This is a genomic window from Inquilinus limosus, from assembly GCF_051487185.1.
Classification (GTDB): domain Bacteria; phylum Pseudomonadota; class Alphaproteobacteria; order DSM-16000; family Inquilinaceae; genus Inquilinus; species Inquilinus limosus_F.
This window is the reverse complement of the sequence record NZ_JAHVDK010000010.1, coordinates 140,068-153,213: the sequence shown is the minus strand read 5'-3', so window position 1 is coordinate 153,213 and position 13,146 is coordinate 140,068. Positions and strand designations below refer to the sequence as shown.

At 68.8% G+C, this 13,146-nt stretch carries 12 protein-coding genes; 7 read left to right on the top strand and 5 right to left on the bottom strand.

Features of this window, described 5'->3' with window-relative positions; translation table 11 throughout:
- The first annotated feature begins 15 nt into the window (after positions 1-15).
- Together KXR53_RS13805 and KXR53_RS13800 are read left to right on the top strand one after the other, a co-directional pair.
- Positions 16-1,422, top strand: coding sequence for a PLP-dependent aminotransferase family protein (locus KXR53_RS13805; RefSeq protein WP_437375752.1), 1,407 nt, complete (start codon positions 16-18; stop codon positions 1,420-1,422).
- A 99-nt stretch (positions 1,423-1,521) separates the two neighbouring features.
- Positions 1,522-2,442 (top strand): LysR family transcriptional regulator, encoded by a 921-nt coding sequence (locus KXR53_RS13800; RefSeq protein WP_437375751.1) that lies wholly within the window; start codon positions 1,522-1,524, stop codon positions 2,440-2,442.
- 77 nt (positions 2,443-2,519) lie between these two features.
- Here KXR53_RS13800 and KXR53_RS13795 read toward each other — a convergent pair whose 3' ends face one another.
- The gene (locus KXR53_RS13795; RefSeq protein WP_437375750.1) at positions 2,520-2,741 is read right to left on the bottom strand and encodes a DUF2798 domain-containing protein; all 222 of its coding nucleotides are present in this window, start codon (positions 2,739-2,741) and stop codon (positions 2,520-2,522) included.
- A gap of 296 nt (positions 2,742-3,037) precedes the next feature.
- Between KXR53_RS13795 and KXR53_RS13790 the strand changes: the two genes are divergently transcribed.
- The gene (locus KXR53_RS13790) at positions 3,038-3,502 is read left to right on the top strand and encodes a DUF6130 family protein (RefSeq protein ID WP_437375749.1); all 465 of its coding nucleotides are present in this window, start codon (positions 3,038-3,040) and stop codon (positions 3,500-3,502) included.
- A 103-nt stretch (positions 3,503-3,605) separates the two neighbouring features.
- The gene (locus tag KXR53_RS13785; protein ID WP_437375748.1) at positions 3,606-4,373 is read left to right on the top strand and encodes a hypothetical protein; all 768 of its coding nucleotides are present in this window, start codon (positions 3,606-3,608) and stop codon (positions 4,371-4,373) included.
- A gap of 157 nt (positions 4,374-4,530) precedes the next feature.
- Here KXR53_RS13785 and rsgA read toward each other — a convergent pair whose 3' ends face one another.
- Positions 4,531-5,601 carry a ribosome small subunit-dependent GTPase A gene (rsgA, locus tag KXR53_RS13780; protein ID WP_437375747.1) on the bottom strand — a complete coding sequence of 357 codons (1,071 nt, stop codon included), beginning with the start codon at positions 5,599-5,601 and terminating at the stop codon, positions 4,531-4,533.
- A 267-nt stretch (positions 5,602-5,868) separates the two neighbouring features.
- Between rsgA and KXR53_RS13775 the strand changes: the two genes are divergently transcribed.
- Positions 5,869-6,801 carry a cyclase family protein gene (locus tag KXR53_RS13775; RefSeq protein ID WP_437375746.1) on the top strand — a complete coding sequence of 311 codons (933 nt, stop codon included), beginning with the start codon at positions 5,869-5,871 and terminating at the stop codon, positions 6,799-6,801.
- A gap of 233 nt (positions 6,802-7,034) precedes the next feature.
- Positions 7,035-8,201, top strand: a complete 1,167-nt coding sequence (locus KXR53_RS13770; RefSeq protein WP_437375745.1) for a dienelactone hydrolase family protein — start codon at positions 7,035-7,037, stop codon at positions 8,199-8,201.
- A 28-nt stretch (positions 8,202-8,229) separates the two neighbouring features.
- Here KXR53_RS13770 and KXR53_RS13765 read toward each other — a convergent pair whose 3' ends face one another.
- Positions 8,230-9,423, bottom strand: coding sequence for a phosphoglycerate kinase (locus KXR53_RS13765; RefSeq protein ID WP_437375744.1), 1,194 nt, complete (start codon positions 9,421-9,423; stop codon positions 8,230-8,232).
- Positions 9,424-9,576: 153 nt separating this feature from the next.
- Between KXR53_RS13765 and KXR53_RS13760 the strand changes: the two genes are divergently transcribed.
- On the top strand, positions 9,577-10,581 hold the full coding sequence (locus KXR53_RS13760) for a hypothetical protein (RefSeq protein ID WP_437375743.1): 1,005 nt from the start codon (positions 9,577-9,579) through the stop codon (positions 10,579-10,581).
- A gap of 120 nt (positions 10,582-10,701) precedes the next feature.
- Here the strand turns inward: KXR53_RS13760 and KXR53_RS13755 are convergent, their stop codons facing one another.
- Both KXR53_RS13755 and KXR53_RS13750 read right to left on the bottom strand, forming a co-directional pair.
- Complete coding sequence (locus tag KXR53_RS13755; RefSeq protein ID WP_437375742.1) at positions 10,702-11,886, bottom strand: Gfo/Idh/MocA family protein; 1,185 nt, start codon at positions 11,884-11,886, stop codon at positions 10,702-10,704.
- Positions 11,887-11,922: 36 nt separating this feature from the next.
- Complete coding sequence (locus tag KXR53_RS13750) at positions 11,923-12,981, bottom strand: sugar phosphate isomerase/epimerase family protein (RefSeq protein WP_437375741.1); 1,059 nt, start codon at positions 12,979-12,981, stop codon at positions 11,923-11,925.
- Positions 12,982-13,146: the final 165 nt, after the last annotated feature.

Sequence of the window (13,146 nt, the reverse complement as noted above, 5' to 3'; positions counted from 1 at the left end):
GTGTACCAAGGAACCATGACCGAGACCCTGCCCCTGGAGCTCGATCGATCCGCGAAGACGCCGCTGGCCGAGCAGATCCGCAAGGGCATCAGCGCCGCGATCGAGAGCGGCGTGCTGGCGCCGGGAGCGCGTCTGCCGTCCTGGCTCGACCTGGCGGCTCAGCTCGGCGTGGCCCGAGGCACGGTGCGTTCGGCCTATGAAAGGCTGTCGGCCGCACAGCTCATCGTCGCGTCGCGCGCCACAGGCACCCGCGTCGCGGATCGGCCGCCCCTTGGTGTCCGGCAGGAGCAACCGCCCGATCCCGGGTCGTTCATGGAGATGTATCGGGAACTCACCGCGGGGCCGGCGATCTTCCAGATGGGCGTGCCCGCACAGGAGACCTTGCCCGCCAAGCTCTTCGCCAGGATCCGCTCACACGCCATTCGCGCGGAATCGAGCGCCCCGGCCATGTACCCCGATCCTCGCGGCGAGTTCGAGCTGCGGCGGGAAATCGCCGCCTACCTTGCCGTCGCGCGCGGCGTCGAGTGCTCGCCCTCCCAGGTCGTCATCACCGCCGGATACAGCAGCGGTCTCGGGCTGGCGCTCCGCGTGCTCGGCCTCGAGGGGCGGAAGGCCTGGATGGAGGATCCCGGTTTCCCGTTCACCCGGCATGGCCTGGAACTCGCGCGGCTGTCGCTCGCGCCGATCCCGGTCGACGCCGATGGCATCGATGTCGACCACGGTCTGCAGCACGCTCCGGATGCAGCGCTGGCTGTCGTCACTCCGGGTCAGCAGGCGCCTCTCGGCTCGACCCTGTCGCTGGCTCGGCGTCTCCGCCTTCTCGACTGGGCGGCCCAGGAAGGCACCTGGGTGATCGAGGACGACTATCTGGGCGAGCTGCAGCTGAAGGGGCGGGCCACGCCGGCCCTGGCCTCGCTCGACCGCGCCGGCCGCGTGATTCACATCGGCTCCTTCAGCAAGACCATCAGCCCGACCTGGCGCCTGGGGTTTGTCGTCGCCCCGGCGCAACTGGCGGCCCGGTTCGCCGAGGTCGCGGCGTGTCTCTCCCCGGCCCCTGGGCCAGGAATACAGCTGGCAACCGCGGCGTTCATGCGCGAGGGCCACTATCTACGGCATCTCCGGCGGACGAAGCGCCTCTATTCCGCCCAACGCGACGCATTGCTGGACTGCCTTCGGCCGCGCGCCGGGGAGGTCGCGGTCGCCGGACTGGCCGTGCTGTTGTGGCTGCCGGCCGGCACACCGGATCTGTCCATCGCCAGGGAGGCGCTGGCCTTCGGATTGGCGCCCGTCCCGCTGTCGCTCTGGTACGCGTCGCCGGCTTCCGCGCGGTCCGGCCTGCTCTTGGGCATCGCGACGGCGCCACAAAAACACCTCGCGAGATCATGCGACCGTCTTTGCGGCATCATCGAACGCTTCACATGAGGAGCCATCTTACGACCGACCGCCCGGCCGCCGCTCGAGCCTAGGCGTCGACAGTCGATCGGGCTACCTTGACGATCAAAATCCAGTCGTCGGGGCCGGATGGATCGATTCGATGCGATGCGGGTTCTGCTTGCGGTGGTTGAAGCCGGCAGCTTATCGGCTGGCAGCCGGCGGCTGAACGCTCCTTTGCCCAGCGTCAGTCGCAAGGTCGCTGATCTTGAGCGGCACCTCGGCACAAACCTCATCATTCGCACGAGTCGTAACCTGCAACTCACCGACGCGGGGCGCGACTATGTCGAAGCCGCTCGGAAAATCATGGCAGACCTTGAGGAGGCCGAGCGTCGTGCCACCGGCGAATATCAGGCGCCGCGTGGCACGCTGACGATTACGATGCCCGTGGAGTTCGGCGCCCGGTATGTGCTGCCGATTGCGCTGCAATTCATGGATCAGCACCCGGACGTGACATTGAACCTGCTGTCGTTAGATCGCTCCGTCCATCTCGTGAATGAGCAGGTGGATATCGCCATTCGGCTCGGCGAGCTCGCCGACAGTTCCCTCTACGCCGTCAAGGCCGGCGAATTCCGCCTGCTGACCTGTGCCAGCCCGGCCTATCTGGATCGGCATGGCGTGCCCCAACACCCCACCGATCTGCCGAACCATCACGGCATCATGTTCAACAACCGATCGTTCTTCTGGGCGTTCAATGTCGACGGTGAGCAGATCGAAGCCGTGCCCCGCGGCCGGATCGAGGTCAATACCGCGGCCAATTGTGTCGCCGTGGCGCTGGCCGGCGTCGGTGTCGCGCGCCTGTTCGACTATCAGATCCCCGAGGAGCTGTCCTCAGGCGCGCTCGTGCCGATCCTGAAAGGTTATGGCGGCGAGCCGAGGCCGATCCATCTGATCTATTCGCGCCAAGGGCTTCTCGCCCTGAAGGTGCGCGCCTTCATCGACTGGGCCCTGCCGCGGCTTCGCGCGGCCTGCGGCAGTTATGGGCTCAACGATCTTTCGGGGCCGCTTTAGCTGCAGTCGAGAGTCGGGGTCTTGGGCTCGCCAAATCCACTTGGCATTGGCATGTCGGATCCCCTCCGGAGACCAGCTCAGCTGATCAGGCGATCGAGTTGCGCTTGCAGCCGCGGGCCGATCAGCAGGATGGCGGGAATGACGATCACATACCCGGTGGCCCAGGAACGCAGCCATGTCAGGGCGAATCCTTCCGGGAATCCCAAATTGAGACCCAGAAGGACGAAGGAGATGATTCCCGTCGTCACGATGCCCATCGACAGAGCGAAGGCGATTTTCCGTTTCAATTGCGTGTTCATGTCTCCCTCACGGACGTTTGCTGATGCCGATGAGACCAGTCTGCCGTCGTTGAACACGACGGTTCGCGATCCGGCGGCTGGTCGGCACCGAATATCGCGCATCGCGTCCCCAGGCCGGAGAGCAGGAATGTGAGAGGCAACCTCTCGGATCCGACAAGTCCGATGCGGCGAGGCGAACCGAGAGGCTGGCTCTCATTTCCTCCAGGTACCGGCCCATCTTTGGCGAGCCCAGATCTTCGCCGTTCGCGGCAGCCCGTTACTGGGCCTGCCGACACGCAAGATCAAGGAGCACTGAGATGTCGAAGCTTGCCATGATCACCGCCCTCGGACTCGCCGCAACCGCCCTTCTGATCGTGGCGGGCTCGGCGGTCCAGGCTGAAACACCGAGCAGCGGGCCGACGCAGTATCTTCCCATCCAGAACGAGCCCGAACCGAAACTCCACGTCGACCAGCCCGTCGCCGAACCGCTCGCCACCGGCGGAACGGCCATCATCCCGTATCGGACGGAGAACTTCCGGATCCTGCCTATCTTCGGCTCAGGCGCAAGCGATGTATCGCCCCGAGCGGGCCATCTGCATGTCACGGTCGATGATCTGCCCTGGCACTGGGCTGACGCCGGTGCCACGGGCGCCATTGTCCTGGCGGGGCTCCCGGCAGGCGAGCACAAGGTGCTGATCGAGATTGCCACGCCTGAGCACCGCGTGATCACTGGCAAGGCCGTTTCGTTCACGGTTCCGGCGATCCGTGGCCAGCACCATTAGAGGGCCGCGGCGATACTGGGGTATGGCGCTCCGGACGGCCTTGCGCGCGGGTTAACGCAATGTTCATTGCTTAACTCCGCGCACCTCGTTCATGATATGTTCCATGAACAAGCCGCACTCCATCCCCACCCCGCAGCTCGCCGCGCCGGCCCCCGATCGGGCCGATGCCGAGCAGGCTTCGCGCATGCTCGACCGGCTGGCCGAGATGGCGATGGAGCAGGCGGAGGCGATGCATCAGGCCACCATGGCCGCCATCAAGGCCGACGACGCCGCCAAGGCCAGGGAGTTCGGGCTGGCTTTCGAGCGCGCCGGCCGCGGTGTCAGCCGCATGCTGGCGCTCAAGCTTCATCTCGCCCGGAAGCGCCAGGAGATGGCGGAAAAGGCCGCTATCCACGCCCGCGACAGCGCCGCGGCGAAGGAGACGCGCCGCCACCGGGTGGCCCGCGCCGTCGCCTGCTCGGTCGCCGCCAACCGCGACCTCGATGCCGAGACCTGCGAGGCGCAGATCGCCGCGATGTGGAAGCGGCTGGTCGACGACCCGGTGATCGACGCCGACCTCGCCCTTTCCGAGCATTCGCTGGAGGCGATCGTCTTCCAGCTCTGCCGCGACCTGCGCATCCGCCCCGACCCGGCCTGGCTGGACCCGGAGTATTCCGGCGCCGACTGGTTCGGACGGCGGAAGAAGGCGGCCAAGGACGGAAAGGACGGCGACAAGCCTCCCGTGCCCTGGTGGCCCGAGGACGGCCCGGATGCCGGCCGCTACTGGCATCTCGACGCGAGCGACAAGATCCCGGTCCAGGGCTGGTACGACATCGAGACCGGCGAACGGCTCGACCGCGCACCCTGGCTGCCGAAACCGGGCAGCGGCTGAACGCGGCCCGCGGTCCGTCCGCCATTCCAGGGCCGAGACCCTTCAAGCCATCCTTCCTCGCCGCCATCGTGAGGAGGCGAAGCCGACGAAGCCATATCCAGGGCCAGTGCGGGCCCTGGATCGCTTCGCTATGCGCACATGACGGCCCACCCGTGCTTCAGCCCCAGTCTCCCCGCTTCTTGCCAGCGCGGTACTGCTTGTGCCGCTGGATCCAGACCTTGCGCGCCCGTTCCCGCGCCAGCGGGTCCTCCTTGCGCTCCAGATGCGCCAGCTCGCGCTGCAGCTTGCCCCAGGCGCGCCAGCGCTCCGGGTCCAGGCGGCCGTCCTCCAGGGCGGCGCGCACGGCGCAGCCGGGCTCGGTCTCGTGCCGGCAGTCGGCGAAGCGACACTCCGCCGCCAGCGCCTCGATATCGGCGAAGGTCGCGGTGACGCCGTCCCCGGCGTCCCACAGCCCCAACTCGCGCATGCCCGGCGTGTCCAGCACCAGCCTTCCGTCGGGCAGCAGCACCAGCTCGCGATGGGTGGTGGTGTGACGGCCGCGGGCATCGTCCTCGCGGATCGCGGCCGTCGCCATCAGCGCCGTCCCGGCCAGGGCGTTGACCAGGCTGGACTTGCCGACGCCGGAGCTGCCCAGCAGCACCGCCGTCCGGCCCGGTGCGAAGCCGTCGCGCAGGCCCTCGATACCCTCGCCGGTGACGGCAGAGACGACATGCACCGGCACGCCCAGCGCCACCGCCTCGATTTCGGCCAGCGTCCCGTCGCGGTCGGGGCACAGATCGGCCTTGGTCAGCACCACGACGGGGGCGGCGCCGCTTTCCCAGGCGGTGGCCAGGTAGCGCTCGATCCGCCGGGCGTTGAGATCGGCGTTCAGCGAGGTGACCAGGAAGGCGACGTCGGCATTGGCCGCCACCACCTGGCCGGTCGGCCGGCCGGGGCCGGCGGCCTTGCGGGTGAAGGCGCTGCGCCGCGGCAGCAGCGCCTGGATGGTGGCGCCGCCTTCCTCGGGGCGCAGGGCGGCGGCCACCCAGTCGCCGGCCACGGGATAGTCGCCCTCCAGCGCCTCATGGGCGAAGCGGCCGGAGAGCTGGCCGGTCATCTCGCCCAGAGGGGTGACGAGGCGATAGGCGCCGCGCTGCTGCACGGTGACGCGCGCGGGCTGGAGGCCGCGGGCGGCGAAGGGACGGAAATCGTGCTGGAGCGCCGGGCTCCAGCCATAGTGGTCGATCAATGTCGGATCCTCGATCGGAAGCCTGTCAGGCGCCGGCCGATGGACCCTGGATGTTCAGACGGTCGGAACGGCGGCGCGGCGAAGGGAGGCGCGGAGCGCGCGGACAAGGACAGTCATCGTCACACCCTCCTTTCCGGGCCGTTCACGGGACGCCTCAAGCCTTATGCCGACGGGGGCGGGGCGTCAAGCCAGCCCGCGACTTCGTGCTTGGAGCGCGGCCGGAGCTCGGGCGATGCTCGTCCGCGCGAACCATCGAAGGGGGCTTCCATGCTGCGGATCCCGGCCGCGACGGCCGTCCTGTCCCTCGTGCTCGCGGCCGCGCCGGCGGCGCAGGCGGCGGAGGGGCTGTGGAGCGTCTATGACTCGACGCTGAAGAGCGCGAAATACATCGACCTGACCCATGCCTTCGCGCCGGTGCAGCCGGTCTGGCCGGGCTTCGGCAATGCCGAGTTCAAGCCTGCGATCGCGGGCAACGAGCTGCCGAACTACGCCAAGAAGGGCGACGAGTTCACCTATGCCAAGCACGGCTTCGTCGCCTCGGCCTATGCGCTGCCGACCGACCAGTACGGCACCCAGCTCGACCCGCCGGCGCATTGGGACGAATACGGCGCCACGATCAGCGATCTGCCGCCGACCTTCGCGGTGCGGCCCCTTGTGGTGATCGACATCCACGAGAAGGTGGCGAAGGACCCCAGCTACGCCATGACGGTGGAGGACATCGCCGCCTGGGAGGGCAAGCACGGCACCATTCCGGAAGGCAGCGTCGTCATGGTCCGCACCGACTGGTCGAAGAAGTGGGAGGACGTCGAGCACTTCAACGACAAGCCGTTTCCCGGCGTGTCGCTGGACGCGCTGAAATTCCTGCATCTCGAGCGCCGCATCCTGTTCCACGGGCACGAGCCGCTGGACACCGACGCCACGCCGACTCTGGAGGGCGAGGCCTGGCTGATGCACAACCACTTCACCCAGGCGGAAGGGGTGGCCAATCTCGACCAGGTGCCGGAGGCCGGGGCGCTGATCACGATCGGCTTCGCCAAGCCGCTCGGCGGCACCGGCGGCTACGCCCGCTACATCGCCATCGCCCCGGCCGACTGGCCGCACGGCGTCACCATCGCCGACGCCCCGGGCGCGCCGCTGCCAAAGCAGACCGCGCCGCTGCGCCGCGGCCCCGACGGCGTCATGCGGCCGACGCCGCAATAGGGGAGGGGTTCAACTGAATGGAGGGGCCGGCGCCGCCCCCTCACCCGAAATCACTGCCGCGATTTCGACCTCTCCCCGAGGAGAGGTGAAGCCAGTGCTGCTTCGAAATCCCTCTCCTCGGGGAGAGGGAGGGGCCCGACGCCGAAGGCGGCGGGAGGGTGAGGGGGGCGCACGGTCTCGCCCTGAATCCGAGTGCCATGGGTATGGCAGGATAGCGAGGGGAGGAATGTCCGATGTGCTTCCGGGATCTTCTGCGGGTTGCCGCGGCCGCGGCCCTGCTGATCGCGAGTGAGGCAGCGATGGCGGCCGAGGCGGATCACGAGACGAAGGGGGTGACCGAGAACAACCTCCCGGTCTTCTATCAGAAGCTGAAGGACCAGCTGCATTTCGCCCTGGCCTGGGACCAGGCCGGCGGCGGCGACTTCTCGCGTTGGCGGGCGGAGGCGCGGGCGAAGTTCTGGGACCTGCTGATCCAGCCCGACGATCAGACGCCCCTCGACGCGCAGGTGGTCGAGGAGCAGGACCGCGGCGCCTATGTGGCGCGGAAGATCGTCCTGTCGATCACCCGCAACAGCCGCGTCGCCGCCATCCTCCTGGTGCCGAAGGGGCAGGGGCCGTTCCCGGCCGCTCTTGTGCTGCACGACCATGGCGGCAAGTTCAACATCGGCAAGGAGAAGATGGTCGAGCCCTGGGGCGACGAGGCGCGGCTGGCCTCGGCGAAGGCCTGGGTCGAGAAGTACTATTCCGGCCGCTTCATCGGCGACGACCTCGCCCGCCGCGGCTATGTCGTGCTGGCGACCGACGCGCTGGGCTGGGGCGACCGGCAGAACAACGGCCGGGAGTCGCAGCAGGCGCTGGCCTCGAACCTGTTCAACCTCGGCTCGTCCCTGGCCGGCACCATCGCGGTGGAGGATGTCCGCGCCGCCCGCTATCTCGCCGCGCTGCCGGAGGTCGACAAGGACCGGGTCGCCGCGATCGGCTTCTCCATGGGCGCCTTCCGCGCCTGGCAGATCGCGGCCCTGACCGATGCGGTCACGGCCGGCGTCGCGGTCAACTGGATGGCGACGCTGGACGGGCTGATGGTGCCCGGCAACAACCAGCTCAAGGGCCAGTCGGCCTTCAACATGCTCCACCCCGGCATGTTCCGCTGGTTCGACTACCCCGACGCGGCCTCGATCGCGGCGCCGAAGCCGATGCTGTTCTATGCCGGCGAGACCGACCACCTGTTCCCGGTGGCCGCGGTGCGGGACGCCTTCGCCAGGATGGAGAAGGTGTGGGCCGATGCCGGCGCGCCGGAGCATTTCGCCGCCAAGGTCTGGCCGAATGCCCATATCTTCCGGGCCGAGGAACAGGCGGAAGCCTTCGACTGGCTCGACCGACAGTTCGGCCGGCAGGAGTAGGGGGAGGGCAGGGCCCTCCCCGTCGCGGTCAGCGCTTCAGCGCGGCGACCCCGGGCAGGTCCTTGCCCTCGAGCCATTCCAGGAAGGCGCCGCCGGCGGTGGAGACGTAGGAGAAGCGGTCCTCCACCCCGGCATGGCCGAGGGCCGAGACGGTGTCGCCGCCGCCGGCCACGGTCAGGATCTTGCCGGCCTGGGTGAGGTCCGCGGCCGCCCGCGCCACCGCCACGGTGCCGGCGTCGAAGGGCTGCTTCTCGAAGGCGCCCAGCGGCCCGTTCCAGACCACGGTCGCGACCTTGGCCAGCCGGTCGCGCAGCAGCGCCACGGTCTTCGGCCCGACATCCAGCATCATCGCATCGGCCGGGATGGCCGAGACGTCGACCGCCTCGTTCGGCGCGCCGGCCTCGAAGGCGCGGGCGACCACGCCGTCGACCGGCAGCACGATCTCGCAGCCGGCGGCTGCGGCCTTCTGCGCGATCGTCCGCGCGGCGTCGGCCATGTCGTGCTCGCACAGGCTCTTGCCGACATTCACGCCCCGGGCGGCCAGGAAGGTGTTGGCCATGCCACCGCCCAGCACCAGCTGGTCGACCTTGGCGACGAGGTTGCCGAGCAGGTCCAGCTTGGTCGAGATCTTGGCGCCGCCGACAATCGCCAGCACCGGCCGCTTCGGCGCCTCCAGCGCCGCGGTCAGCGCGTCCAGCTCGGCCTGCATCAGCCGGCCGGCGACGGCCGGCAGGTGGTGGGCGATGCCCTCGGTCGAGGCATGGGCGCGGTGCGCCGCCGAGAAGGCGTCGTTGACGTAGAGGTCGCCGAGCGACGCCAGGGCCTTGGCGAAGGCCGGGTCGTTCTTTTCCTCCTCCGGATGGAAGCGGACATTCTCCAGCAGCAGGATCTGCCCGTCCTTAAGCGCCTTCACCGCCGCCTCGGCCTGCGGCCCGACGCAATCCTCGGCGAAGGCGACCGGCCGCTCCAGCACCTCCTCCAGCGCCGGCAGCACGATGGTCTTCAGGCTGAACTCCGGGGTCACGCCCTTGGGCCGGCCGAAATGCGACAGCAGCACGACACGGCCGCCCTTGTCGGCGATCTCGGCGATGGTCGGGGCCAGCCGGTCCAGGCGGGTGGTGTCGCTGACATGGCCGTCTTCGACCGGCACGTTCAGGTCGCCGCGCACCAGCACGGTCTTGCCGCGCACATCCACGTCGTCGAGGGTCTTGAAGGCGCTCATCGGCTCGGCTCTCTGGTCTGGGGGACAAGATCGCCGGCACCGAACCACAGAGGCCGCCGCGACGCAACCGGGCCGGTGGATCGAGATCGGGGTCTGGAAGCTCGTGGCTTTGCATGCTACCGGACTCCCCCGACCTCTGACGAGGGATCTCCCATGGCGACCGGCATCGATATCTCGGGCCTGATCAAGTGGGGCCAGCGCGACGACTGGAAAGCTCTCTGGGAGGACGTGTTCCTCGAGCACGTCCGGCCGGGCTGCGACTCGTTCGATCTGGAGCCGGACGAGCTCATGGCGATCATCGGTGAGCATCATTTCATGATGCTGTGGCGATGCGCCTTCGAGGACTTCCTGACCCGCAGCCGCGAGTCGGACGGGCAGACGATCGCCGCCGACTACATCAAGCGCCGGGGCTGGAGGGAGACGGTGCCCACGAAGCGCTACATAGGGGAGCTCGAAACCTCGCTGGGCCTCTACGAGGTCAGCGATATCGTCCCGGGCAATTCCTTTCTTGCCCGCGACCTGATCCGGGGCGGCGGCGAACCGATCCGTGTCAGCGAGCGCCGCGAGATCCGTACGCCCGAGCGCGGGGACAGGATCGGGGCTCGGCTGATCGAATACGGCGGCAGGACCATAACAACCGGCGGCGTGCTGGTGTTCGATGCCGAGGCCGCGGACCGGCTCCTCGATGTTCTCGCCGAGATGCAGAAGCGGATGCAGCAGGAACTCGGGGAAATCGCGAAGAACGCCGGCAAGCCCCAGTCCGTTGCCGCCGCGCGGAGCGCGTCGCAGATACTCGTCAGCATGCGCGCGGCGCCGGTGTTCAGCCGGGTCTGGCTCGAGCACAATATACCGCGCCTGCTCGGCCTGCAGTGGCCGACGATCGTCAACGACGCTCCCGAACCGAGCGACCTGTCATCCGAGGCCGATGAGCGCTTCCGTGACGAGCTGGACGCGTATTACCGGGAGATGCTCGACCTGCCCATGAGGATGCTGGGCGGGATGTCCCCGCGCGAGGCGGCGCGGACAGCCGAGGGCAAGGAGAAGGTCGTCACCTGGCTGAGATATCTCGAGAGCCACCGCGATTCGGACGACGCGCTGGTGAGCTACGATTTCTCCTGGATGTGGGAGGAGCTCGGCGTCCTCGACCGGCGGCGGTGACCGCATGGCAGGCGTAGGTTGGGTTCGCGCCAGCGAACCCAACAGTCACAAGCACCGACGGCGGGGTGTTGGGTTCGCCATCCGGCGAACCCAACCCACGACATTCCCCGATGCGCGGCCTCAGATCTTCGTCCAGGCCGCGTCCTTCTGGGACGAGGCGACGCAGGCGGCGATGAAGCGCACCCCGGCCAGGCCGTCCGCCACGGTCGGCACCAGGAGGCTGTCCGGCGCCGGGTCGCGCTTCTCCAGCCGGGCCAGGATCTGCTCTGCCGCGTCGCTGTAGATCTGGGCGAAGCACTCCAGATAGCCCTCGGGATGGCCGGGCGGCACGCGGGTGGCGTGGGCCGCGGCCGGGCCGCTGCCGGGGCCGCCGCGGGTCAGGCGGCGATGCGGCTCGCCCAGCGGCATGAAGGTCAGGTAGTTCGGGTTCTCCTGCGCCCATTCGAGACCGGCCTTCTCGCCATAGATGCGCAGGCGCAGCCCGTTCTCGTTGCCGCTCGCCACCTGGCTGGCCCAGATCATGCCGCGGGCGCCGCTGCCGTAGCGCAGTAGGATATGGGCGTTGTCGTCCAGGCGCCGGCCGGGGACGAAGCTCTGCAGGTCGGCCGCGAGTGATTCCGCCGCCTCGCCGAGGACGAAGCCGGCCAGGTTGTAGGCGTGGGTGCCGATGTCGCCGACGCAGCCGGCCGGGCCGCTGCGGGCCGGGTCGACACGCCACTCGGCTTGCTTGCTGCCGGTGTCCTCGGTCTTGGTCGCCAGCCAGTCCTGGGCGTATTCCGCCTGGACCAGCCGGATCCTGCCCAGCGCACCCTCGGCCACCAGTGCCCGGGCCTGCCGGATCATCGGATAGCCGGTGTAGTTGTGGGTCAGGGCGAAGACCTGGCCGCTCTTCTGCACCGTTGCCACCAGGTCCTCGGCGTCGGCCACCGTGGTCGTCATCGGCTTGTCGCAGACGACGTGGAAGCCGGCCTCGAGGAAGGCCTTGGCCGGGGCGTGGTGGACGTGGTTCGGGGTGACGATGGCGACCGCATCGATCGCCGGCCCGCCGCCGTCGCGCAGCTTCGTCTCGCCCTCCAGCATCGCCTGCCAGCTCGGATAGGCGCGGCTGGGCTCGAGCCGCAGGTCGGCGGCCGAGGCCAGGGCCTTCTGCGGATCGCTCGACAGCGCCCCCGCGACGAACTCCCAGCGGTCGTCCATCCGCGCCGCCAGGCGATGCACCGCGCCGATGAAGGCGTCGCGGCCGCCGCCGATCATGCCCAGACGCAGGCGCCGGCTCGGCGCCCGTTCCGCGGTTCCGGAAACCATGGTGTCCTCCCTAGTTCCTGGCCTATCTCTGGCCGCTCAGCGGTCGATGCCGAGCAGGCGGCGATTCGCCGCTTCGTCGGTGCCGCCGGAGGCGAAATCGTCGAAGGCGCGCTCGGTGACGCGGATCAGATGCGAGGCGATGAAGTCGGCGCCCTCGGCCGCGCCCTGCTCGGGATGCTTGATGCAGCACTCCCACTCCAGCACCGCCCAGCCGTCGAAGCCGTACTGCGTCAGCTTCGAGAAGATGGCCCCGAAATCGACCTGGCCGTCGCCGAGCGAGCGGAACCGCCCGGCCCGGTCGGCCCAGGAGGCGTAGCCGGAATAGACGCCCTGGCTGGCGGTCGGGTTGAACTCGGCATCCTTCACATGGAAGGCGCGGATCCGCTCGTGGTAGCGGTCGATGTAGCCGAGATAGTCGAGCTGCTGCAGCACGAAGTGGCTCGGGTCGTACAGGATGTTGCAGCGCGGATGGTTGCCGACCCGCTCCAGGAACATCTCGAAGGTGTGGCCGTCGAACAGGTCCTCGCCGGGATGGATCTCGTAGCAGACATCGACCCCGGCCTCGTCGAAGGCGTTCAGGATCGGCGTCCAGCGCCGCGCCAGCTCGTCGAAGGCGGTCTCGATCAGCCCGGCCGGGCGCTGCGGCCAGGGGTAGACATAGGGCCAGGCGAGCGCGCCGGAGAAGGTGGCATGGGCCTTGAGGCCGAGGCGCCGAGACGCCTGGGCGGCATAGCGCAGCTGCTGCACCGCCCATTCCTGCCGCGCCTTCGGGTTGCCGCGCACCTCCGGCGCCGCGAATCCGTCGAAGGCCTCGTCATAGGCCGGATGCACCGCGACCAGCTGGCCCTGCAGATGGGTCGACAGCTCGGTCAGGGCCAAGCCGTGCTTCTTCAGCGTGCCCAGCACCTCGTCGCAATAATCCTGGCTTTCGGCCGCGCGCTTCAGGTCGAACAGCCGGGCGTCCCAGGACGGGATCTGCACCCCATTGTAGCCGAGGCCCGCGGCCCAGCCGGCAATCGCGTCGAGGCTGCTGAAGGGGGGTGAGTCGCCGGCGAATTGGGCGAGAAAGATGGCCGGTCCCTTGATCTCTCTCATGTCTTCCTCCTCCGTGGGGTGCCGTAGCACCTCCTCCCTGGGCGATGAATTGTTCGATGCGTTGACCGTCCGAGCCTAACGTCCCGTCTGGGTGACGTGCAATGCAATCGATTACAGGCTGAGGTTGTGCTGCACCTATGGTCCTGTTCCGCGGGGTGCTTGTCA

Bases quoted from the DNA above. Each gene is read 5' to 3' on its own strand.
- KXR53_RS13805 (WP_437375752.1), top strand. From the start codon at position 16: ATGACCGAGACCCTGCCCCTGGAGCTCGATCGATCCGCGAAGACGCCG.
- KXR53_RS13800 (WP_437375751.1), top strand. From the start codon at position 1,522: ATGGATCGATTCGATGCGATGCGGGTTCTGCTTGCGGTGGTTGAAGCC.
- KXR53_RS13795 (WP_437375750.1), bottom strand. From the start codon at position 2,741: ATGAACACGCAATTGAAACGGAAAATCGCCTTCGCTCTGTCGATGGGC.
- KXR53_RS13790 (WP_437375749.1), top strand. From the start codon at position 3,038: ATGTCGAAGCTTGCCATGATCACCGCCCTCGGACTCGCCGCAACCGCC.
- KXR53_RS13785 (WP_437375748.1), top strand. From the start codon at position 3,606: ATGAACAAGCCGCACTCCATCCCCACCCCGCAGCTCGCCGCGCCGGCC.
- KXR53_RS13775 (WP_437375746.1), top strand. From the start codon at position 5,869: ATGCTGCGGATCCCGGCCGCGACGGCCGTCCTGTCCCTCGTGCTCGCG.
- KXR53_RS13770 (WP_437375745.1), top strand. From the start codon at position 7,035: ATGTGCTTCCGGGATCTTCTGCGGGTTGCCGCGGCCGCGGCCCTGCTG.
- KXR53_RS13765 (WP_437375744.1), bottom strand. From the start codon at position 9,423: ATGAGCGCCTTCAAGACCCTCGACGACGTGGATGTGCGCGGCAAGACC.
- KXR53_RS13760 (WP_437375743.1), top strand. From the start codon at position 9,577: ATGGCGACCGGCATCGATATCTCGGGCCTGATCAAGTGGGGCCAGCGC.
- KXR53_RS13755 (WP_437375742.1), bottom strand. From the start codon at position 11,886: ATGGTTTCCGGAACCGCGGAACGGGCGCCGAGCCGGCGCCTGCGTCTG.
- KXR53_RS13750 (WP_437375741.1), bottom strand. From the start codon at position 12,981: ATGAGAGAGATCAAGGGACCGGCCATCTTTCTCGCCCAATTCGCCGGC.